The sequence below is a fragment of the Kutzneria kofuensis genome (genome assembly GCF_014203355.1).
GTDB lineage: Bacteria > Actinomycetota > Actinomycetes > Mycobacteriales > Pseudonocardiaceae > Kutzneria > Kutzneria kofuensis.
Map to the genome: position 1 here is coordinate 389313 of NZ_JACHIR010000003.1, position 21581 is coordinate 410893.

20 protein-coding genes are annotated in these 21581 nt (G+C 70.5%); 11 read left to right on the forward strand and 9 right to left on the reverse strand.

All coding sequences use genetic code 11. From position 1 onward, the window contains the following. Positions 1-88 precede the first annotated feature (88 nt). Together BJ998_RS43850 and BJ998_RS43855 are read right to left on the reverse strand one after the other, a co-directional pair. Positions 89-634: a hypothetical protein gene (locus BJ998_RS43850; protein WP_184870081.1), complete on the reverse strand. Its 546-nt coding sequence runs from the start codon at positions 632-634 to the stop codon at positions 89-91. Positions 635-902: 268 nt separating this feature from the next. Further along, positions 903-1862, reverse strand: coding sequence for a LuxR C-terminal-related transcriptional regulator (locus tag BJ998_RS43855; RefSeq protein WP_184870082.1), 960 nt, complete (start codon positions 1860-1862; stop codon positions 903-905). 354 nt (positions 1863-2216) lie between these two features. Here BJ998_RS43855 and BJ998_RS43860 point away from each other — a divergent pair, with 354 nt between their 5' ends. Next, entirely contained in the window at positions 2217-3365 is a 1149-nt protein-coding gene (locus tag BJ998_RS43860; RefSeq protein WP_184870083.1) for a neutral zinc metallopeptidase, read from the forward strand. 51 nt (positions 3366-3416) lie between these two features. Here BJ998_RS43860 and BJ998_RS43865 read toward each other — a convergent pair whose 3' ends face one another. Further along, complete coding sequence (locus BJ998_RS43865) at positions 3417-4823, reverse strand: KamA family radical SAM protein (protein ID WP_184870084.1); 1407 nt, start codon at positions 4821-4823, stop codon at positions 3417-3419. 102 nt (positions 4824-4925) lie between these two features. Here BJ998_RS43865 and kdd point away from each other — a divergent pair, with 102 nt between their 5' ends. The 9 genes from kdd (at position 4926) to BJ998_RS43910 (ending at position 14836) form a co-directional block, all read left to right on the forward strand. Then, positions 4926-5966 (forward strand): L-erythro-3,5-diaminohexanoate dehydrogenase, encoded by a 1041-nt coding sequence (gene kdd / locus BJ998_RS43870; protein ID WP_184870085.1) that lies wholly within the window; start codon positions 4926-4928, stop codon positions 5964-5966. A gap of 5 nt (positions 5967-5971) precedes the next feature. After that, on the forward strand, positions 5972-7561 hold the full coding sequence (locus BJ998_RS43875) for an amidohydrolase (protein ID WP_376776075.1): 1590 nt from the start codon (positions 5972-5974) through the stop codon (positions 7559-7561). Next, entirely contained in the window at positions 7558-9126 is a 1569-nt protein-coding gene (gene kamD / locus BJ998_RS43880; RefSeq protein WP_184870087.1) for a lysine 5,6-aminomutase subunit alpha, read from the forward strand. The genes BJ998_RS43875 and kamD overlap by 4 nt, the downstream gene beginning before the upstream one ends. Then, the gene (kamE, locus tag BJ998_RS49460) at positions 9123-9869 is read left to right on the forward strand and encodes a lysine 5,6-aminomutase subunit beta (RefSeq protein WP_184870088.1); all 747 of its coding nucleotides are present in this window, start codon (positions 9123-9125) and stop codon (positions 9867-9869) included. Before kamD ends, kamE begins: the two co-directional genes overlap by 4 nt. Further along, positions 9866-10252, forward strand: a complete 387-nt coding sequence (gene kal / locus BJ998_RS43890) for a 3-aminobutyryl-CoA ammonia lyase (protein ID WP_312890672.1) — start codon at positions 9866-9868, stop codon at positions 10250-10252. The genes kamE and kal overlap by 4 nt, the downstream gene beginning before the upstream one ends. Before the next feature lie 234 nt (positions 10253-10486). Next, positions 10487-11221: an ANTAR domain-containing protein gene (locus BJ998_RS43895; protein WP_184870089.1), complete on the forward strand. Its 735-nt coding sequence runs from the start codon at positions 10487-10489 to the stop codon at positions 11219-11221. A 74-nt stretch (positions 11222-11295) separates the two neighbouring features. Continuing rightward, positions 11296-12381: a hypothetical protein gene (locus BJ998_RS43900; protein WP_184870090.1), complete on the forward strand. Its 1086-nt coding sequence runs from the start codon at positions 11296-11298 to the stop codon at positions 12379-12381. Between the two features lie 61 nt (positions 12382-12442). Continuing rightward, on the forward strand, positions 12443-14044 hold the full coding sequence (gene lnt, locus BJ998_RS43905; RefSeq protein ID WP_312890673.1) for an apolipoprotein N-acyltransferase: 1602 nt from the start codon (positions 12443-12445) through the stop codon (positions 14042-14044). Between the two features lie 30 nt (positions 14045-14074). Then, positions 14075-14836 (forward strand): polyprenol monophosphomannose synthase, encoded by a 762-nt coding sequence (locus BJ998_RS43910; RefSeq protein WP_184870091.1) that lies wholly within the window; start codon positions 14075-14077, stop codon positions 14834-14836. 150 nt (positions 14837-14986) lie between these two features. On the opposite strand, the gene BJ998_RS43915 is transcribed toward BJ998_RS43910, so the two are convergent. Beyond that, positions 14987-15331 (reverse strand): RNA polymerase-binding protein RbpA, encoded by a 345-nt coding sequence (locus BJ998_RS43915; RefSeq protein WP_043714016.1) that lies wholly within the window; start codon positions 15329-15331, stop codon positions 14987-14989. A gap of 451 nt (positions 15332-15782) precedes the next feature. Further along, positions 15783-16496, reverse strand: a complete 714-nt coding sequence (locus BJ998_RS43920; protein ID WP_184870092.1) for a thymidine kinase — start codon at positions 16494-16496, stop codon at positions 15783-15785. Positions 16497-16542: 46 nt separating this feature from the next. Here BJ998_RS43920 and hypF point away from each other — a divergent pair, with 46 nt between their 5' ends. Further along, positions 16543-18708: a carbamoyltransferase HypF gene (gene hypF / locus BJ998_RS43925; RefSeq protein WP_376776076.1), complete on the forward strand. Its 2166-nt coding sequence runs from the start codon at positions 16543-16545 to the stop codon at positions 18706-18708. Here hypF and BJ998_RS43930 read toward each other — a convergent pair whose 3' ends face one another. The 4 genes from BJ998_RS43930 to BJ998_RS43945 all read right to left on the reverse strand — a co-directional run bounded on the left by BJ998_RS43930 (position 18709) and on the right by BJ998_RS43945 (position 21547). Then, positions 18709-19311, reverse strand: coding sequence for a hypothetical protein (locus BJ998_RS43930; protein ID WP_184870094.1), 603 nt, complete (start codon positions 19309-19311; stop codon positions 18709-18711). Positions 19312-19573: 262 nt separating this feature from the next. Continuing rightward, positions 19574-20548, reverse strand: coding sequence for a hypothetical protein (locus BJ998_RS43935; protein WP_184870095.1), 975 nt, complete (start codon positions 20546-20548; stop codon positions 19574-19576). Then, positions 20533-21201: a hydrogenase nickel incorporation protein HypB gene (gene hypB, locus BJ998_RS43940; RefSeq protein WP_184870096.1), complete on the reverse strand. Its 669-nt coding sequence runs from the start codon at positions 21199-21201 to the stop codon at positions 20533-20535. Before hypB ends, BJ998_RS43935 begins: the two co-directional genes overlap by 16 nt. After that, positions 21179-21547, reverse strand: coding sequence for a hydrogenase maturation nickel metallochaperone HypA/HybF (locus BJ998_RS43945; protein WP_184870097.1), 369 nt, complete (start codon positions 21545-21547; stop codon positions 21179-21181). The genes hypB and BJ998_RS43945 overlap by 23 nt, the downstream gene beginning before the upstream one ends. Positions 21548-21581: the final 34 nt, after the last annotated feature.

The window sequence follows — 21581 nt, forward strand, 5'->3', positions numbered from 1 at the left end:
TGCCTGGCAGGCCAGGGTTGGGGCGGAGGGCCGTGCGCTGGGGTGGGGCGCGCCGGCCCGGACCGCCTGCTCGGGTCACCGGGGGTTCCTACGCGGGAAATATGTAGGCCGCGACGCCTTCGTACTTGTAGCCGTTGTTCTGGATGGACTCGATCACTTCACTCCACACCTGGGTGTAGAAATGGTCCTGGGCTATCGGATGCCACAGTCGGTAGAGTTCGATGGTGCCGGCGGCCTTTGTCGGATAGACGTAGGCGGCGACGCCTTCGTACTTGTAGCCGTCATGTTGGATCGCTTCGATCATCTCTTCCCATGAGGCGGTGTAGAGATGGTCGGCGCCGCTGCGAAGTCGGTAGAGTTCGACCGTTCCGGGGACCTTCGTCGGGTAGACGTAGCCTACGGAACCTTCGTACTTGAATCCCAGGTCCTGGATCGACCTGAGCACTTCGGCCCATGACGTGGTGTAGAGGTGGTGTTCGGTGGTCGGGTTCCAGAGCCGGTAGAAGGCCACCGTTCCGGCGGGTGGCGTCGGAACTGCGTGCTGTCCGTGCTGGGCGGGCGCGGCTTGGCCGGCGGCGTGGGCGGAGACGGTCGAGGTCCCCAGGAGCAGGGCGGCGACGGTGGCGACGATCATGACGGCAAGCCGACTGAGAACGGCGGACGTGGTTCGGGCATGTGGCGCTGTTGTGGCGGCTGGCGTCACCGCTTTGTGTGGGACCACGAATTCCTCCTCTCGTGAACTTTTCGACCGACGTGATTTCGGTGCGGAGGTGGTCGCCTCTCCGTGGGGAGAAGGCGACTCCGGCCTCTGCCGTTGAGGTATCCCTTCACGGTAGAGGTGAAATGTTCACGGGTGAGGGGCCGCTACTGGCCACAGTGCGTCGATGGCACGCGGTGGGAACTCACAGCCATCCCTGTCGGGACGCCTGGACGCCGAGCTGGAACCGGGTCTGTGCGCCGAGGGTCTCCTGCAGGCGGCTGATCCGCCGGGCGATGGTCCGTTCGCTGACCCCGAATTCGCGGGCGATGGACTCGTCGGTCAGGCCCGCGCTCAGACAGGTCAGCAGCCGTTTCGTCTCCGGGCTCAGACCGCCGCCCGGGTCGGCGTCGGCGGACAGCGGCACGGCCATCCGCCAGAACGCGTCGAAGACGCCGACCAGGCCTTCCAGGAACGGGGACTGGTGCACCACGACGGCCGCGACGGTGTGCTGGCTGCCCAGCCGCACCTCGCTGCGGGCCGAGACCAGCGCCCACCGGTCGTCGACGATCGTGACGTTCAACGGGATGTGGGGGAATACCCGGGCCTGTTCGCCGGCGTCCACGCACTGCTGGATCTTGTGCAGCGCCTCGGGATCTTCGAGCACGTGCGCGCCGTAGATGACTTCGAGGACTATGCCGCGCTCGAGCGCTTCGAAGAGGCCGTCGACGATGCGGTGCTGTGCGGTCGCCTGGTTGCCGATGGTCATCGCCCGGACCCGTTCGCCGGCTTCTCCGAACGCGGAGTCGAGAACGGCCCGGGCCGCTGCGAAGCCGGGCAGGATCTCCAGGTAGCGGCGCTGGCCGGCTCCCGCGGACCACAGCTCGGTCAGCTTTGTCGCGCTCTGCCGTGCCAGTTCGGCCTGGCGTGCGTGGCGCTGGGCGAAGGCCTCGAGCGCCAGCTGCGGCGGGCGTGGTCCCACCTTGTCCTCGCGCTGTTCGACCAGGGCGATCGCCGTGAGCTCCAGCAGTAACGGTTCGAGGTCCGTCTCGATGAGCCCGCGGCGCTCGGCGAGCTCTGCTTTGGTCGACTCGCCGTGCTCGATCAGGTCGAGGTAGATCGCCTCGGCGCCGACCGAGACACCCAGAGCCTGCAGCGATTCCACGTGTGCTGTTCTACCACGCCGCATACCGCCGGTGACCTGGTCAAACGGGTCGGTCGCCGTGGGTGGCGACGCGTTCACGCCGGGCCTCGGCGGCAGCAGCATCGCGGGATCCTCCTCGCCGGCCGCTCCGCTGACGACCGGGCCCAGTGTCGGAAGGACTTCGGGCGGGTGGAAGGGGGACGACTGGCGGAATCCGGCATGGCGGGAAGGTGACGTCAGTTTCCTGCCACGCCGGATTTCGCCAGTGTCGGGCACCACCACCTGGCTGAACTCGGCCGCACACTGAGCCGCACGCACCGCCTCGTCGCCAGATGCGCGGTTGCCCAAGCCGTTCTCGATCTCTGGAGTGCCCTCATGAGAAGAGCCATCGCCTCGGTCGCGCTCGGTGTCGCGCTGACCGCCGGGCTTTCGGCCGTCCCCGCTCAAGCGGCGACGGTCGCCCCGGCCGGGTCCGCGATCCTCGCCGGCGATTCGGCTGACATCCAGTCCGCGGTGGACGAGATCCGGGCCCTGGTTCCCGATCTGGAGTCCAGGGCTGCGGCAGCCGGCGTGCCGGCTTCGGACGCGGTGCAGGTTGTCCGCCAGTTGATCAATCCGGGGGACTACGACTGCCCCGCGTCGACGCCGCTGCAGGATTGGCTTCGGGGCACGCTGCAGGGTCTCAACCAGCAACAGCTCGGCGCTGCCCTGACGCTGTTGCTGCTCGACGTGGTCACCTGGGACTCGCGGGTGAACGATCCCCAGGACCCGGCCGTCTACGGCCCGGCCGGCGAGTTCACCATTCCGGTCACCCACACGTTCAAGGATCTGCGGCGGTTCTGGGACATCGACTCGAACGGCGTTCTGCTGGTGCCGATGCACGGCTCGGTGATGGTGGACAAGGCCCGGATGACGCGGGTGTTCCAGGTCGTGTACGGGGCGTCGGCCGCGAATGCGGCTCGCCTGGCCGACCTCGTCGCGCAGTTGGTCCGGTCCGTCCCTCAGTTCAACGGGGGCGACTTCCCGCTGTTCACGTTCAACTCGTACGCGACGTCGGCCGAGGAGTTGGGCGGTCGCCGGATCGCGATGGGGGACGGCGTTCTCGCCGGTTACGCGGCCATCGGCTTGGGTGACGTGGCGCCGCAGGCGATCTTGGCTCACGAGTACGGCCACCAGGTGCAGTTCGCCGACGACCTGATCGGGTCGGAAACCTCGCCGGAGGCCAGCCGTCGGGTCGAGTTGATGGCCGACGCCTTCAGCGCGTACTTCCTCTCGCACGCGCGGGGCGCGGCCATGCAGACGAAGCGGGTGACACAGTTCCTGGGCGTGTACTACAACGTGGGCGACTGCGGGTTCGCCTCGCTCAGCCACCACGGCACGCCGGCCCAGCGCCAGCGCACCGGGGAGTGGGCGTACTCGGTCGCCGACTCGGCCCGGCCGCAGGGTTTCATCCTGCCGAGTCCGACCTTCGGGCGGATGTTCGACGCCGAGCTGCCTGTGTTGGTCGCCCCGGACGCGAGCTGATCCCGTCGACCGAGCGGGCCGCCGACGTGGGCGTCGGCGGCCCGCTGCTGGTCAGCGTTCCTGGTTGCTCCACCAGGTCTGGCCGGCCTGGTCGAGCGTGTAGATCGGGTCGTAGTAGGGGTAGTGGCGGGTCAGTGCCTCGGCGTCGTCGCGTTCGATGCCGGTGCGGTAGTTCTTGGTCCAGTACGAGATGCCGAGCTCGCGGTCGTACTCGGACAGCTGGTGGACCCAGCGCTTGCCGACGTAGGGGACGTCGCAGACGATGCGCGGGGTGGCGTAGCCGGGCAGGTAGCCCATGATGGCGTGCTGGAGTTCCTGTGCTTCCCAGACGGCCAGCCGCCAGTGCTCGGCGTTGGGGATCATGTCGCACATGTAGAAGTAGTACGGCAGGATGTTGGCCTCGCCCTGGAGGGCGAAGCACAGGTCGAGCAGCTTGTCCGGGGTGTTGTTGACGCCGCGCATGAGCACACCCTGGTTGCGGACGTCGCGGACGCCGACGTCGAGTGCGGTGCGGGCGGCCTCGGCGACCAGCGGGGTGACCGACTGGGCGTGGTTGACGTGGGTGTGGATGGCGAGGTTGACGCCGCGTCGGTGGGCGGTGCGGGCGACGCGCTCGAGTCCCTCGACGACCTTGGGCTGGATCCAGTGCTGGGGCATGCCGGCGAGGGCCTTGGTGGCGAGTCGGACGTCGCGGACGGTGGGGATGTCCAGCAGGCGCATGAGGAAGGACTCGAGCTGGGGCCAGGGCATGTTGGCGACGTCGCCGCCGGAGACGACGACGTCGCGGACGCCGGGGGTGCGCTTGAGGTAGTCGATCATGGCGTCTTGCCGGTCGACCGGTTTGAGTAGGAGTTTGTGCTTGTCGATCTGTGGGGTGGAGTTGCCGACCAGGTCCATGCGGGTGCAGTGGCCGCAGTACTGGGGGCAGGTCGACACCATTTCGGCGAGGACCTTGGTGGGGTAGCGGTGGGTGAGGCCTTCGACGACCCACATCTCGGCCTCGTGCAGTGAGTCGCGGGCGCTGTGGGGGTGGCTGGCCCAGGTGGTCATGCGGTCGCTGGCCACGGGGAGCATGTAGCGGCGGACCGGGTCGGCGTAGAAGGCCTCGGTGAAGGCCGTGGCTTCCGGTTCCGCGTCGATGGCCATGGTGTTGAGCATCTGGGGCGGCAGCAGCATCGACATGGTGGCGAGGTTCTGCTGGTCGGCGGCCAGGTCGTCGTAGAAGCGCTCGGTGAGCAGGTCGCCGACGACGGTGCGGAGCTGCTTGATGTTCTTGACGCAGTGTGACCGTTGCCACTGCGCGTCGCGCCATTGGGCGTCGGTGACGTCGCGCCAACCCGGGAAGCGTCGCCAGTCCGGTTCGACGAGTTCGCGGCGTACGTACTCGTACGGCTGCTGGTCGGCGGCGGTGGCCGCAGTGGTAACCGCGGCGGCACGGGTCTCGTACAGCGCTGTCATCCCTACTCCTCGCCCTCAGGGTTCCGTAAAGATATGCTGCCAGAGCGTCGGCTGAACGTAAATCTTCCGGCGTGGCCGCGTCTAGTGACAAAGGAGTTCGGGATGGCAGGTGACGTGACCGGGTCGCCGATCGGGTTGCACCGGGTGCTGGCGCCCGCGGGCGTGCTGCCGCAGCAGGCCGACGTGCTGGACGCGGATCCGTCGCCGTGGCCGGACGAGGTCGTGGTGGCGGTGGAGCGGTTGAACCTCGACGCCGCGTCGTACCGGCAGTTGAGGGAGGCGCACGGCTCCGGGGCTGCCGTGCGCCAGGCCGTGCTCGACATCGTGGCGAAGCGCGGGAAGATGCAGAACCCGGTGACGGGGTCGGGTGGGATGCTGTTGGGCACGGTGTCGGCGGTCGGTCCCGACTCTCCTCTCGGGTTGAAGGTCGGTGACCGGATCGCGACGTTGGTGTCGTTGACGTTGACGCCGTTGCGGATCACCGATGGTCTGTCGCGGTGGGACGGTCTGGGTGAGCAGGTGCCGTGTGAGGGGACGGCGGTCCTGTTCGGACGGTCGATCGCCGCGGTGTTGCCGGAGGACATGCCCGACGAGTTGGCGTTGTCGGTGTTGGACGTCTGTGGCGCCCCCGCCCTGACGGATCGGGTCGTGCGGTCGAAGGGCGCGAAGTCGGTCTGTGTGCTCGGTGGCGGCGGCAAGTCGGGTTCGCTGTCGCTGGCGGCCGCCCGTGCCGCCGGCGCGACGCGGCTGGTGGCGCTCGTGCCTACCCAGGGCGAGGCGGATGCCGTCCGTGGGACGGGTCTTGCTGACGAGGTCGTGGTTGCCGACGCGCGGAACCCGGTGGCGGTCGCGGAGGCGGTGGGTGAACCGGTCGAGGTGACCGTGGTCTGCGTGGACGTCTCGGGCTGCGAGCACGGGGCGATCCTGGCCACGGCGCCGGGTGGGACTGTGATCTTCTTCTCGATGGCGACGTCGTTCTCCGCGGCCGCGTTGGGGGCCGAGGGGGTGGCGGCGGACGTGGAGATGCTGATCGGCAACGGGTATGTGCCAGGGCATGCGGAGTTCGCGCTGGATCTGGCGCGGCGGACGCCGGGGGTGCTGGCGTTGTTCCGTGGCCGGGAGCGGCAGACTGCCGGGTCGTGAGCATCGTGCAGACAACCCTGTTGGTCGGCGGCCGGATCTACTCCTCGGCGTCCCCGGACGCGACCGCGATGGCGGTGGCGGACGGGACCGTGGTGTGGGTGGGTCAGGACACGCCTGGTGTCGCGTTGTACGGCGACAGCGCCGAGGTCGTGCATCTGGACGGGGCGTTCGTGGCGCCGGCGTTCGTGGATGCGCACGTGCACGCGACGTCGGCGGGGTTGTTGCTGACCGGGGTGGACCTGACCGCCGCCGCTTCCATCGCGGACGTGCTGTCGGCGGTTCGGTCCGCGCCGGGGGCGGCGGTGTGGGGGCACGGTTGGGACGAGACGCGGTTCGCCGAGGGCCGTGCGCCGTCGCGCGCGGAACTGGACGAGGCGGCTGATGGCCGTCCGGTGTACTTGTCCCGTATCGACGTGCACTCAGCGTTGGCGTCCTCCGCGCTGATCGCCTTTGCGCCCAAGGCCCGTGACTGTGATGGCTGGTCGGAGTCGGGCCCGTTGTCGCGGGCGGCGCATCACGAGGTGCGGCGTGCGGCGAAGGATGCGGTGTCGCCGGCGCAGCGGCGGCAGGCGCAGGAGGCGTTCCTGGCGCTGGCGGCGTCGCGTGGCGTGGCGAGCGTGCACGAGTGCGCTGGGCCGGACATCTCCAGCGCCGACGACCTGACGGAGCTGCTCGCCCTCGGCACGGGCCCGCAGGTTGTCGGCTACTGGGGTGAGCTTGGCGGCGTGGAGACCGCGAAGGCGCTCGGCGCTCGCGGCGCCGCCGGCGACCTGTTCGTTGACGGCGCGCTCGGATCGCGGACGGCGGCGTTGTGCTCGCCGTACGTGGACGATCCGGGCAACTCCGGCGCGCTGTACCTGGACGCGGCGGCGATCGCCGAGCACGTGCTGGCGTGCACCGCCGCCGGGCTGCAGGCGGGTTTCCACGTCATCGGTGACGCCGCGGTGGCCGAGGTGATCGCGGGCTTCGAGTTGGCGGAGAAGCAGGTGGGCGCGCCGGAGTTGGCGGCGTGCCGGCACCGGCTGGAGCACGTGGAGATGGTCACCGCCGAGCAGGCCGCGCGGTTGGCGAGCTGGGGCGTGGTGGCGTCGGTGCAGCCGCTGTTCGACGCGACGTGGGGCGGCCCGGACGGCATGTACGTGCAGCGTCTCGGGGCGGAGCGGGGCACGCGGTTGAACCCGTTCTCGCAGCTGGCGGCCTCCGGTGCGCTGTTGGCGCTGGGGTCGGACACGCCCGTGACGCCGGTCGACCCGTGGGAGACCGTCCGTGCGGCGGTGCATCACCGCACTGACGGCTTCGGTGTGTCGCCGCGTGCGGCGTTCACGGCGCACACGCGTGGCGGGTGGCGTGCGGCCGGGGTGGATGACGGCGTGACGGGCACGTTGGTGCCGGGTGCGCCGGCGACGTACGCGGTGTGGCGTGCGGACGAGCTTGTGGTGGGGGCGTCGGACTCGCGGGTGCAGCGGTGGTCGACGGATCCCCGGTCGCGGGTGCCGGCGCTGCCGGTGCTGGAGCCGGGGGCGGCGCTGCCGGAGTGCCTGCGCACGGTGCTGGGCGGTCGGGTGATCTACGAACGGGAAGGGGCGCTTGGGTGACGTTGCTGGATCTGGACCCGGAGGTCACCGGGCGGGCGCGGGAGCTGGCGGCGCGGGCGGCGGAGCCGGTGATCGCGCTGGCGCGGGCGCACACGACGGTGGCCGTGGAGCGGGCGACGCTGCGGTTGGCGGGCATCACCGGTGCGGACACCACACATCGGGCGGGTGACGTGCCGTGGGTCAACCGGGTGGTGGACACGATCCGCGAGCAGTGCGGGCTGGAGCACGGGTCGGTGCTACCGGCGTTCCATGCGCTGCGGGAGCACGACCTGGGCTCGCTGACCGAGTTGGCCGAGGCGACAGCCGCCGGGCAGATCCAGTTCACGGTTCCCACCGGCAAGGACGCCGCGCGCGCCGAGAAGGCAGCCAGGACCGCCGTCGCGAAGGGCCTGCGCACGGTCGACCGGAACCGGGCGCAGCGGGACAAACTGGTGTCGAAGCTGGGGGATCCGCCGCAGCGGCCGTGGATCTACCTGATCGTGGCCACCGGTGACATCGACGAGGACGTCGTGCAGGCGTGCAACGCCGCGCGCGCCGGGGCGGACATCATCGCGGTGATCCGGTCGACCGGGCAGTCGCTGCTGGACTACGTGCCGGAGGGCGCCACCCATCACGGCTTCGCCGGCACGTATGCCACGCAGGAGAACTTCCGGATCATGCGGGCGGCGTTGGACGACGTGTCCAAGGAGGTCGGCCGGTACGTGCGGCTGACCAACTACGCGTCGGGCCTGTGCATGCCGGAGATCGCCGTGCTGGCCGGTCTCGAGCGGCTCGACATGATGTTGAACGACTCGATGTACGGGATCCTGTTCCGCGACATCAACCCGATCCGGACGTTCGTGGACCAGCGGTTCTCCCGTCAGGTGCACGCGCGGGCGGGGATCATCATCAACACCGGCGAGGACAACTACCTCACCACCGCCGACGCGGTCGAGGCGGCGCACACCGTCACCGTGTCGCAGCTGTTGAACGAGCGGTTCGCGCACGAGGCCGGGCTGCCGGACGAGCTGCTGGGGCTCGGGCACGCGTTCGAGATCAACCCGAAGGTGCCGGACTCGTTCCGCCTCGAACTGGCGCACGCGTTGCTGGCGCGCGAGTTGTTCCCGGACGCGCCGCTGAAGTGGATGCCGCCGACCAAGCACATGACCGGCGACGTGTTCAACGGCTACCTGCTGGACGGGTTCTTCAACCTGGCCGGTGTCCTCACCGGACAGTCGATCCTGTTGGTGGGCATGATGACCGAGGCGGTGGTGACGCCGTTCCTGTCCGATCGGGACCTGGCGCTGGCCAACGTGAAGTACGTGCTGGGCGCGGCCGGCAACCTGGCCGAGGACTTCCGGCCGTCGCCGGACGGGTTCATCGTCAAGCGGGCCAAGCAGGTGCTGGGGGAGGCGGTGGACCTGCTGGAGCGGATCGTGGACGACGGCCTGCTGCGGGCGATCGCCGAGGGCACGTTCGGGCTGATGAAGCGTCCCGCCGACGGCGGCAAGGGCGCGGACGGTGTGGTGGCCAAGGCCGACGGGTACGTGAACCCGGCGAGTGAGCTGTTGGAGGCGGGCCAGTGAGCGAGAAGCGGTACGTGCGGCCCTACGGCGACACCACCGGCGACGGCATGGTGCAGATGTCGTTCACCCTTCCCGTTCCGCACGGGCCTCGGGCGGAGGGCGCCGCCCAGCAGTTGGCCAACAAGATGGGCATGGACCCCGCGATGGTCGTGCACTCGCACGCCATCGGCTCCGACTTCACCTTCGTCGTCGTGTACGGGTCGGTCAGCCACCTGGTGGACCTCGACGAGGTGAAGGTGGTGGAGCGGGAGTATCCGCTGCTGTCGCCGCACGAGGTCAACTCCACCGTGAAGAACTCCTTGGGGCGCAAGCTGGTTGTCGTCGGGGCGTGCATCGGGACCGACGCGCACACCGTCGGCATCGACGCCATCCTGAACATCAAGGGCTTCGCCGGGGAGAAGGGCCTGGAGTACTACCGCGAGCTCCGGGTGATCAACCTGGGCGCTCAGGTGTCCGTGCCGGAGCTGGTGAAGCGGGCCCGGGCGGAGAAGGCCGACGCCGTTCTGGTGTCGCAGGTCGTCACCCAGCGGGACGCGCACATCCTCAACACCCAGGAGATGTCCGCCGCCTTCCGTGAGGCCATGGGCTCGCAACGGCCCACGCTCGTCGCCGGCGGCCCCCGCTTCGACCCCCTGATGGCCGGGGAGCTCGGCGTGGACCGGGTTTTCGGCCGGGGCACCACCCCTGGCGAGGTCGCCAGCTATCTCGTGCACACCATCGCGCAGAAGGGCGTTGCAGCGTGAGCTTGGTCGAGGGTTTCTCCGTCACGCACCGGCGGTACGTTCCCTACTCGCATGCGCACTACGGCGGCAACCTCGTCGACGGCGCCTACGGTCTCGGCATGTTCGGCGACGTCGCCACCGAGCTGTGCATCCGCACCGACGGCGACGAGGGCCTGTTCGCCGGCTACGACTCCGTGCAGTTCGTGGCGCCGCTGCGGGCCGGCGACGTCGTCGAGGCCACCGCCACCCTGACCCGCATCGGCACCCGCTCCCGTGGCGTCTCGTTCGAGCTGCGGGTCGTGTGCCGCGCCACCCCCGACAAGGGCGCCTCCGCCGCCGAAGTGCTGTCCGAGCCCATCGTCGCCACCCGCGCGACCGGCACCGTGGTGGTGCCGCAGGCGTGAAGTGGCGCGGCGAGTTCACCGCCACAGCCTCGGCTGGGTCTGCGCCGCTTCTACTTCGACGCCTGCGGCTTCCACCCGACCGCAGCCGGCCTTGTCGAGCTCTAGTTAGGCCGGATGCGCGCGACGGACTCGGCCGAACGGGTGGAACCGTCCGAACGACTCCTTCCGGTCGCCGTGAACCGCCATCCTTACCCCGGGGAGTTGGGGCGTTGCGGCAGAAGGAAGGACCTCGGCATGCCCCGGGCGGTACGCGCCTCCCGCGACCACGTCCCCACTCGATCGCTGGCCCAGTTCTCCGAGGCGCTGGCCCGCGCCGGTTCCCTGCGTCCCCTCATGCGCCTGGTGGCCGACAGGTCTCGTACTTTGCTTGGTGTTCCGGCGGTCGGGGTGCTGCTGCACGACTGCACCGGCGCTCCCATCACGGAGGGATCGGCCGCGGATCAGCGGTTCACGCCGCTGTTCGCCCTGCAGGACCGACCCGGGCCGTCCCAGGAGTGCTACCGCGCCGGCCAGTCCGTGGCACTCACCTACGAGGGCGCCATTCAGGAGGGCAGGTCCGAGGTGGCGGCCGTGATGGAAGGCTGCGGGGTTGCCGCCATCGAAGCCCTGCCACTGCGCACGCACGCGGAGACCTCTCGCGGAGAGACCGTTGGCGCGCTGACGCTGTTCTGTGAGACCCAGCTCACGTCAGCACATCGGCGCCTTCGATGCGTGGTGCAGGGCATGGCCACTCTCGGCCTCACGGCATTCACCCTGCGGCACGATGCGGACCTGGCAACGGAACTCGTCGAACGACTCCAGGACAGGGTGCGGCAGAATGCCGTGATCGCGCAGGCCACCGGGGTGCTGGCCGAACGGCACCGCATCAGCATCGCGCAGGCGTCGGAGCTGCTGGTGACGATCTCCCGGGAGTACAACCTGCCCCTGCACCAGGTTGCGTGCGACGTGCTGACCGACATGGAGGGCTGATCTGTCGGCGAGGACCGCCGCGCTGCGGCCGGCCGACGATTCGTCCCACGGCCGGGGGCTTAAGCTGCCTCGCCATGGGGGAGATCGTGTTGGCGGCGGTGATCGTCGCGGCGACGGTGGCGGGTGTGTGGTGGGTGCCGCGCGGCGGTGCGCCGGAGCGGCCGGGCGGGGGCTGGCTGCGGCACCCGGGCACGTGGTTGGCGGCGGTGATCGCCCTGTTCTTCGTCAACCAGATGCTGTTCACCGCCTACGTGCAGCAGGCGTGGCACGGGGACACCTCGTCGATCGCGCGGTACATGCCGCCGGGCTGGTTCGACCTGGCGGACCTGGGCTCGCTGTCCTATGCCCTGCCGGCGTGGCCGTGGACGGTGCTGCACGCGCAGTCGGCGGTGGAGCTGCCGTTCGGGTTGCTGGCGTACCTGCTGGTGTGCCGGTGGTTCGGGGCGGAGGCGTTCCGGCGGGCCATTCACGCGCGGTGGCTGGTGTCGGCCTCGTACACGGTGACGTTCTGCCTGATCGAATGGGATCTGTACAGCCCGTACACGGTGGGGGACCTCGTGATCCGGGTGGTCTCCGGTCTCGTCACGCCGCTACTGCTGCCGCTGCTGTCGGAAGGTGCTCCAACACCGCCCAGGCTGGCGCCGTTCGTGGCGTCCGTGGGGGCGTTGGGGTGCATCGTGCTGGCGGTCTACGACACGGTGACGCTCTACAACCTCGGCCACACCGTCTCCTGGCTGCCGCTCGTGGCGGTGGCGCTGGTCGTGTTGGCGGCGGCGCGGGTGTGGGCGCGGCGTCCGGTCAAGCACGGGCCGACCATGGCGTCGGTCGCCGGCGCCCTGGGGTGGTTCCTGGTGCTGTTCTTCGTGCCGGCGCTGCCGCTGCGCTACGGCTTCAACTTCGGCACCACGGCCGTGTCGCTGCTCGCCGGCGCGGTCATCGTGGCGGCGGCGGTGTGGCGCGGGTGGGACCACCGGCTGCTGGGCCGCCTGGCGCTCGCCGCAGGGGCGGGCGTCGTTGGGGCGGCGATCGGCTATCTGCTCGCCCACGGCTACCCGGAGGCCCGCCTGCTCGCGGCCGCCGTCGGCTTCCTGCTGGCCGGGGCCGGCGTGTGCGCGGCGCTGGACCGGGTGTTGGCCGACCGGCTGCACAACCCGGCGTGACCTACGCCGCGCGGCAGCCACACCGGACAGGGGTCTCACACCCGGGCCGTAGGCTGAACGGGTGGTCGCCCCCGCTGTGACGTCGGAATCCGACATTCCGCTCGCGCTGCCGTCCCGACGTCGCCGCGCAGTCCCCGTGCTGATTCGCGCCGCCGCCGCCCTCGCCGGCGGCGGCATCTTCTACGCCAGCTACCCGCCGCGCACCCTCTGGTACCTGGCGCCGCTGGCGTTCGCGCTGCTCGCGGCCGCCCTTCGCCACCGCACCGCCCGCGGCGGCTTCTTGTACGGCCTGCTGTTCGGCCTGGCGTTCGTGCTGCCGCTGTTGCAGTGGCTGCAGAGCTTCCTCGGCGCGGACTTCGGCCCGTTCCCGTGGGTCGGCCTGTCGTTCGTGGTGTCGCTGTACATGGCGCTGGCCGGCGCGGCGATGGCCGTGGTGAGCAAGCTGCGCGGCGGCCCGGTGTGGATGGCGGCGGTGTTCCTGGGCAGCGAGGTGCTGCGCACGTACTTCCCGTTCGACGGGTTCCCGTGGGGCAAGGTCGCCTACGGCCAGCCCGAGGGCCTGTTCCTGCCGCTGGCCGCGATCGGCGGCACGATGCTGCTCGGCTTCGCCGTCGTCGTCACGGGCGCCGGCGCCACCGAGCTGATCGCCCGCTGGCGGGCCGGCGACCGCCGCCGCGCCCTGGTGCTGCCGGCCGTGCTGCTCGTGCTGCCGGTGATCGCCGGCGCGGCGAGCTGGTCGCTGGTCGGCACCGACGCCCAGGCCGGCACCCGCACGGTCGCGATCATCCAGGGCAACGCCCCCGACGACGGCATCAACCTGATGTACGACACGCCGATCCTGCGCCGCAACCACATCGCCGCCACCGAGAAGCTGGCCGCCGACATCAAGGCCGGCAAGGTCGCCAAGCCCGACCTCGTGGTGTGGCCGGAGGTCGCCACCGACCTGGAGCCCGATCCCCGCTACGACAGCGAGCTGTCCAAGGCCATCTCCGACGTCGGCGTGCCGTTCCTGATCGGCGGCCGGCTCATCCAGAACCCCACCACCATCCAGAACGTGGTGCAGGTGTGGGACCCGAACACCGGCCCCGGCCCCCGCTACGCCAAGCAGAAGCTGGTGCCGTTCGCCGAGTTCATCCCGCTGCGCGACATCTCCGCGGCGGTGACGCCGTTCGTGGCCGACACCCGGGACATGATCCCCGGCACCGAGCCCGGCGCCCTGCCGGTCGACGGCACGACCGTCGGCGTCGCGATCTGCTACGAGGTCGCCTACGACCAGGTGGTCGGCGACGCCGTCCGCGACGGTGCGACAATGCTCGCCGTCCCCACCAACAATGCCTGGTACGGGCCTGGCGAGATGAGCTACCAGCAGCTGGCCATGTCCAGGGTCGCGGCGGTGGAGTACGGCCGCGCGGTGGCGGTCTCGGCGACCAGCGGGGTGAGCGCCATCGTCCAGCCCGACGGATCGGTCACCCGGCAGAGTGAGCTGTACACGGCGGCGACGCTGGTGGCGACGGTGCCGCTGCGCACGACCGCTACGCTGGCCACCCGGCTCGGCGCCTGGCCCGAATGGGCGGCGTCGGTGGCCGGTCTGGCGGCACTGGCACTGGCGATCGGCTCACGCCTGCGGAGTCGGTCCGGCAGCCGCCGCGCCAGCACGACCTGACGACACGAGAACACCGGAAGAGGATCTTTGATGGCGGACCAGCGGGACAGCCGCGCGGAGCTCGGCCAGGTGCTGGTGGTGATCCCGACCTACAACGAGCGGGAGAACCTGGGCCCCATCGTCGCTCGGCTGCAGGAGGCGCTGCCCGAGGCGCACGCCCTCGTCGTCGACGACGGCAGCCCCGACGGCACCGGCCAGCTCGCCGACGAGATGGCCGCGGCCGACGAGCGGGTGCACGTGATGCACCGCACCGAGAAGGCCGGCCTCGGCGCCGCCTACGTCGCGGGCTTCGGCTGGGCGCTGGACCGCGACTACGGCGTGATCGTCGAGATGGACGCCGACGGCTCGCACGCGCCGGAGGACCTGCCCCGGCTGCTGGACGCCCTCACCGACGCCGACCTGGCGCTGGGCTCCCGCTACGTGCCGGGCGGCCGCGTGGTGAACTGGCCCAAGTACCGGGAGCTGATCTCCCGCGGCGGCGGCTTCTACTCGCGCATCGCGCTGGGCGCGAAGATCCGCGACATCACCGGCGGCTTCAAGGCGTTCCGCCGTGAGGTCCTGGAGAAGATCAACATCCAGTCGGTGGCCTCGCAGGGCTACTGCTTCCAGATCGACCTCACCTGGCGCACCATCGAGGCCGGCTTCGAGGTCGTCGAGGTGCCCATCACCTTCACCGAGCGCGCCATCGGCCAGTCCAAGATGAGCGGCGCCATCGTGCGCGAGGCGCTGTGGCGCGTCACCAAGTGGGGCGTGCGCCGCCGCCTGGAGCAGGTCGGCATCATCAAGCGCTAGCTTGGTGCGGACGGCGAACGACCCCCTGGCCACGAAGGCCAGGGGGTCGTTCTCACTTCGTGGTGGGCTCAGAGTCGCGAGGCCACGCGCGGAGCCGAACCCGGCAACACAGGAGTGTGCTCGGCCGCGCCGCCCGAAGGCGGCGCCACGTCACGCCGTGCGGGTCCGGCGGCCCTTGAGCTCCTCGAGGCGCTCGGTGAGCAGTTCCTCCAGCTCGGGGATGCTGCGGCGCTCCAGCAGCATGTCCCAGTGCGTGCGCGGGGCCTTGATCTTCTTCTGCTCCGGCTCGTTGCCGTCCATGATCTTCGACTCAAGGCCGTGCAGTCGGCACTCCCAGACCGGCGGGATCTCGGCGTCGTCGGAGAACGGCACCTCGAAGTCGTGCCCCTTCGGGCACGCGTACCGCACCGACCGGCGCGGCGCGAGGTCGTGGTTGCGGTCGGTCTCGTAGCTGACCGCACCGAGCCGGCTACCACGCAGAACGCGGTCGGCCATGACGGTGTCCTTTCGCTCGGCTCGGGGCTGACGCCCCGGGTTGTGCTTACCGAGTGCAACGACGGGACTGGTCCAATCGTTCCCCGGCGAGGGGTTTCGGCACCCAGGGTGACGTCGTTCACGTGTCAACCAGAGTGTCCCGTCTCAGAGATGCAATCGGTCGGACGTCGTGACGCGTTATCCAGCCACCGAGTGCAACTATCACCCGATTAGCCTAGTCCGGGCCGCTTCCAGCCGACCCGGCCGGCCATCTGACTGCATTCCGCAACCAAGCGTGCCGACAAGACCATCAACGAGTGACATTTTCCCCGACTTCTGATGACAGAGCGTAGCATATATGGCCCACGCGAAGCTGTTCACGGTCCGTGGTTACCCGCGGAAGCTGCCCGAACTACATCGGCGAGACGTGGGATCGAGCACAAACGCGCACCCGGACCCGCCCCGAACCCGCTCAACTGAAGCTCAGCTGCGCCGGGGACACCGGCTCGGCCGCCAGCTCGCCGGTCCGGAAGTGACGCCGGCACAGCACCTGGTACCGCACCTCGTCGGCGAAATCGGTGTCGGCCACCATCACCGTGTCGCCCTCGCGCAGCACCCGGCCGCCCGAGACCCGGGCGTTGAACCGACCCTGCAGCCCGCACCAGCACAACACCTCCACCTGCACCGGGTGCAGCTCGTCGGCCAGCTCGAACAGCCGCCGCGCGCCGGGGAACATGCGGCTGCGGAAGTCGGTGGCGATGCCGAAGCAGTACACGTCCACCTGCGCGTCGTCGGCCAGCTCGGCCAACTGCTCGACCTGCTCGGTGGACAGGAACTGCGCCTCGTCCACCACCAGGTAGTCCACCCTCTGTCCCGACGCCCACCGCGAGCGCACCAGCTGGCGCAGGTCGGCGTCGTCGGCGACCTCGGTGGCCTGCCGGCTGATGCCGATCCGGCTGGAGATCTGCGGCCGGCCCGACCGGTCGTGCCGCACCAGCACCAGGCCGTGCCGGCCCTGCCGGGCCTGGTTGTGGTCGATCTGCAGGGCCAGCGTGGACTTGCCGCAGTCCATCGGCCCGAAGTACCAGCGGATCCGGCCGGTCTGCGGGGCGCAGCGGCGCGAGCCCGCCGCGGGCACCGAGGACAGCGCGTCGGTGGCGTCGATGATCGATCCGGGTTCGCTCACGGCGGGTGACCCTAACGGGTGCGACACTACGGCCGTGGACCGGCGTATCCGCAGGGACGTTCGGGTCGACGGGGTCGTGCAGGGGGTCGGCTTCCGGCCCTACGTCCACGCCCTGGCCACCCGGCTGCGGCTGGCCGGCCGGGTCGGCAACGACGTCGCCGGTGTGTTCGTCGAGGTCGAGGGCGCGCCGGAGGACGTGGGGGAGTTCCTCACCGCCCTGGAACGCGACGCGCCGCCGCTGGCCCGCATCGAGCACGTCCACGTCAGCGAGGCCGCCCCGCGCGGCCTGGCCGGCTTCGAGATCGCCGCCAGCGACGCGCACGGCGTCCGCAACACCCTCGTCTCCGCCGACTCGGCGACCTGCGCCGACTGCCTGCGCGAGCTGTTCGACCCGGCGGACCGCCGCTACCGGTATCCGTTCGTGAACTGCACCAACTGCGGGCCGCGGTTCACCATCGTCCGCGACGTCCCCTACGACCGGCCGCTGACGACCATGGCCGGCTTCGCCATGTGCGGGCCGTGCCGGACGGAGTACGAGGACCCCCGTGACCGCCGCTTCCACGCCCAACCCACCTGCTGCCCCGCCTGCGGGCCTCGGCTGGCGCTGGGGGACGCCGCCGACCCGCTCGCGGAGGCCGTGCGCCGGCTGCGCCGCGGCGAGATACTCGCGGTCAAGGGACTCGGCGGATATCACCTGGCCGTGACCGCATCTCACCCGACCGGGGCGGCGACGCTACGGGCCCGTAAGCACCGGGAGGACAAGCCGTTCGCGGTGATGGCCGCCGACGTGGCGCAGGCGCGGGGACTGTGCGAGGTGGACGAGCGGTCGCTGCGGGACCTCACCGGGCACCGCCGGCCCATCGTGCTGATGCCCAGACGCTCCGACGCCCCGATCGCCGACGCCGTGGCGCCCGGGAACCGCTACCTGGGCGTGATGCTGCCGTACACGCCGCTGCACCACCTGCTGCTCCGCGACCTCGGCGAACCGATCGTGCTGACCAGCGGCAACCTGTCCGAGGAACCCATCGCCTACCGCGACGCCACTCCGCTGGCCGGCATCGCTGACGCCGTGCTCGACCACAACCGGCCCATCCACATCCGCACCGACGACTCCGTCGTCCGCGCCGGTGCACTGCTGCGCCGTTCCCGTGGCTACGTCCCCGAGCCGGTGACGCTCGCGCAGCGCTGCCGACGCCCCGTGCTGGCCTGTGGCGCCGAGCTGAAGAACACGTTCTGCCTGGCCAAGGACGACCACGCGTTCCTCTCGCACCACATCGGCGATCTGGAGAACCTGCAGACCTACCGCTCGTTCACCGAGGGCATCGAGCACTTCTGCCGGCTGTTCGAGATCACTCCGCGCGTCGTCGCCCACGACCTGCACCCCGAGTACCTGTCCACCAAGTACGCCCTCGGCCTGGACGGCGTCGAGTTCGTCGGCGTGCAGCACCACCATGCCCACATCGCCTCCTGCCTGGCCGACAACCGCGAGGCCGGGCCCGTGATCGGCGTGGCGTTCGACGGCACCGGCTACGGCACCGACGGCACCATCTGGGGCGGCGAGTTCCTCGTCGCGTCGCTGCACGGTTTTGAGCGGATCGGACACCTGGCGCCCGTGCCCATGCCCGGTGGCTCCGCCGCGATCCGCCAGCCGTGGCGGATGGCCGCCGCCTACCTCGGCTCCGAGATCCCCGGCTGGCGACCCGAGTGGGACGCGGTGGTTTCCTTGGCCCGCAACGGAGTCAACGCCCCGCTCAGCTCCAGCGCCGGCCGCCTGTTCGACGCCGCCGCCGCGCTGCTCGGTGTCCGCGACGAGATCAACTACGAGGGTCAGGCCGCCGTCGAACTCGAACAACTCGCCGATCCCACGATCGTCGACGCCTACCCCGTCCGCGTCGATGAGCTGATCGTGCAAGGCGTCGACCTCCTGCGCGCCATCGTCGACGACCGTGCCGCCGGTGTCCCGCGCCCCGTGATCGCCGCCCGCTTCCACCACGGCGTCGCCTCCGCCGTGGTGAACGGCTGCTGCCAGGCCCGGGACCGCACCGGCCTGGACACCGTCGCCCTGTCCGGGGGCGTCTTCCAGAATGTGCTGCTCCAGACCCGTGCCGTGAACCTGTTGGCGGACAATGGCTTTCGAGTGCTCACCCACCGGCGCGTGCCCACCAACGACGGCGGCATCAGCCTCGGCCAGGCCGCCGTCGCCGGGGTTTGATCACCGGCGTTCCAGCTCCTCGGCCCGGCGGAGGTCCTTCGGCCGTCCGACCGCGCGGCGCATCGCGATCAGGTCCTCCCGGCGCAGGTAGTGCACGGCCAGCCCGTCCGAACTCGACACGGTCAGCGCCCGGTCGAGGAACTCCCGCACCGGCAGCGTCCCCCATGGCAGCGCCACCGTGCAGCAGTCGCCGCTGGCCTGCCGTGACTCGAACTGGACCTTCGGTAGTAGGAACGCCTGCGGTGTCAACGGGACCGGCCGGCGGTCGTCGTCCAGCAGCTCGGCGCCCACCGCCGCGAAGGCGTGCGCCAGTGCCTCCGCCTGTGCCGGATCGCCATCCCACAGCAGATCCAGGTCCCCGGTCAGCTCGCGCGACCCGTGCAGGATGCCCGCCACCTGCCCGATCACCGCCACCCGCGCGCCCGCCTCGTGCAGGGCGCGCAGCAGCGGGAACGGGTCGAAGTCCCGGGCGCTGTCGGTGTCGATCGTGCCGGCCCGGTCGTCGGCGTCGTCATGGCTCAGCCCCGTCAGCGGCCGGTCCCGCGTCACCGCCCTGGTCCGTTCCACCGCTTGCCGCAACGCTGCCAAGGGTCCCTCGATCACTCCGTCATGCAACAGCAGGACCAATCCCGCCCGCACCCGGTTTTGTCGATGCCATCCTCGACGGGTGCGCCTTGCGCTGCGGATCGCCCTCGGCCTCTCGTGCTACGCCCTGGCCTGCGACGGCGGACGGCCGCCGGTGATCACTGCCAACGGCCGGCAGTTCGACGGCGTCACCGAGGGGCAGCGCATCAGCGTCCGCTACGACCCGCCGGCAGCGCCACGACCACCCGGTTGCGGGACGCCAGCGACGGCCAGGTCGAACTCATCGTCGCGGCGGTCGCGCTCGGGGTTCTTGTGCTGCAAGGCGTGGGAATCGCGGGAACCGCCTGGAGCCGCGCGCGGCGAGAGCAAGCGCGGCGGCGCCGGGGGAGGTCATGGGTTCGGTGAAGGGCAGCCCGGAGCGGATGACCACGCCTTCGGCGTTGACGGGCACGGCGTCGTCCAGGGAATCGACGACGGCCATGGTCAGGATGCTGGCGGACAGCGTCAGCGCGTCGACGCCGATGCCGAGGAAGAACAGCGGCATCGCCCGGAACGGCTCGTAGAAGGAGGCCGCCGGGTCGCGCAGTTCGGGTACGCCCAGGATCTCCTCGGCGTACTCACGGGCGATCAGGCGCCGGAGGTCCAGGTCGCCGAGAAGATCGGTGCCGGACGGCTGGAACTCGCCGGTGGGCACCAGCCCGTGGATGCCGCCGTTGGCGGCGACCTTGGCGGGGTCCCGCCACTGCAGCAGGAACCGCCCTTCCCGGTCGACGAGCAGGGTCTGCACGTCGGGGAGCACGGGCCGCCGCCCGAGATCGAACGGATCGCCGATGGCGGCTCGCAGCGCGGATGTGCCGGCGCAGTGCTCGTGGGCCAGTGCCTCGGCGGAGTCGAGCTTGTCGAAGTAGCTGCCGGGGCCGAAGGTGAGATGTCCGGGAGACACCGCGAGCAGCCGGTAGCAGGGGCGGTTCTCGAACAGGGTGGGCCGGTCGAGGGCGCCGATGGCGGCGCTGTAGGAGGACAAGCCCGCAGGCAGGAAGTCGGGGACGACGGGGTCGACCGGCGGGGAGAGAGCCCACGACAACCGCAGGTCGTCGAGGGGGATGGGCTCGTCCGGTACCGACAGGGTCAGGAAGGGAGTGCCGGCCACGGACCAGTCGGCCGGGTACAACCGGGCGGCGGAGTGGGAAAGTGGGCCGCGCGAGCGGTTGAGACAGCGGCGGACGGCGAGCCACTGGTCTACCGGGACAACCACGCGTACCAGTCTGGCAGCCCCTCACCGGTCCGGGCGGACACCGGCAGCACGGGGGCGTGCGGATTGACCTGGCGCAGGCACCGCAGGAACCGGCCCGAGGAGAAGTCCAGGTACGGCAGCAGATCCACCTTGTTGAGCAGCACGACGTCACCGGTGCGGACCAGGTGCGGGTACTTGAGCGGCTTGTCCTCGCCCTCGGTCACGGAGAGGATCACGACCCGGGCGGTCTCGCCGAGGTCGAACAGGGCGGGGCAGACGAGGTTGCCGACGTTCTCGACGAACACGAGCGAGCCGGCGGGGGGTTCGAGTTCGGCCAGGGCCTTGCGCACCATGACGGCGTCGAGGTGGCAGCCGGCGCCGGTGTTGACCTGCACGGCCGGAACCCCGGTGGCGCGGATGCGGTCGGCGTCGTAGGTGGTCTCCTGATCACCCTCGATCACCGAGCACGGCACGCCGAGCTCACGGACGGTCCGCTCCAGCAGCGTGGTCTTCCCGGAGCCGGGAGAGCTCATCAGGTTGTAGGCCCGAACGCCCAGCGAGCCCAGCCACTCCCGGGTGTGGGCGGCCAGGTGGTCGTTGCGGGCCAGCAGCCGCTCCTCCAGGTTGATCACCGTGCCATGGGAGTGATCCTCACACCCGCACGTCGCGCACATCGGGCAGCACCTCCCCGGGAGCCAGTTGAACGGCCTTGATCAGCAGCTCCGTGCCGGCCAGCACCTCGACGTCGCTGGAACCGCACGGGCACAACAGGATCGGGTCGTCGGAGGCGAAGGAAGCGGAGCAGTCCCGGCAGCGCGCCCGGCCGCCGGGCTCCTCGATCTCCAGCCGGGCGCCCTCCAGCGGCGTGCCTGCGACGACGAGGTCGAAGCAGAACCGCACGGAATCCACCACGACGCCGGACAGCTTGCCGATCTCCAGCCGCACCATCACCACCCGGCGCGGGCCGAGCCGATCGGTGATCGCCTCCACGACCCCCTGCGTCAACGACAACTCGTGCATTTGACATCCTCCCCGGTGTGAACGCTGGGGATTC

Excerpts from the sequence above, each read along its gene's own strand:
- hypB (WP_184870096.1), bottom strand. The coding sequence starts at position 21,201 with ATGTGCGCGACGTGCGGGTGTGAGGATCACTCCCATGGCACGGTGATC.
- kdd (WP_184870085.1), top strand. The coding sequence starts at position 4,926 with ATGGCAGGTGACGTGACCGGGTCGCCGATCGGGTTGCACCGGGTGCTG.
- BJ998_RS43910 (WP_184870091.1), top strand. The coding sequence starts at position 14,075 with ATGGCGGACCAGCGGGACAGCCGCGCGGAGCTCGGCCAGGTGCTGGTG.
- BJ998_RS43865 (WP_184870084.1), bottom strand. The coding sequence starts at position 4,823 with ATGACAGCGCTGTACGAGACCCGTGCCGCCGCGGTTACCACTGCGGCC.
- BJ998_RS43945 (WP_184870097.1), bottom strand. The coding sequence starts at position 21,547 with ATGCACGAGTTGTCGTTGACGCAGGGGGTCGTGGAGGCGATCACCGAT.
- BJ998_RS43915 (WP_043714016.1), bottom strand. The coding sequence starts at position 15,331 with ATGGCCGACCGCGTTCTGCGTGGTAGCCGGCTCGGTGCGGTCAGCTAC.
- BJ998_RS43850 (WP_184870081.1), bottom strand. The coding sequence starts at position 634 with ATGATCGTCGCCACCGTCGCCGCCCTGCTCCTGGGGACCTCGACCGTC.
- BJ998_RS43895 (WP_184870089.1), top strand. The coding sequence starts at position 10,487 with ATGCCCCGGGCGGTACGCGCCTCCCGCGACCACGTCCCCACTCGATCG.
- BJ998_RS43860 (WP_184870083.1), top strand. The coding sequence starts at position 2,217 with ATGAGAAGAGCCATCGCCTCGGTCGCGCTCGGTGTCGCGCTGACCGCC.
- BJ998_RS43900 (WP_184870090.1), top strand. The coding sequence starts at position 11,296 with ATGGGGGAGATCGTGTTGGCGGCGGTGATCGTCGCGGCGACGGTGGCG.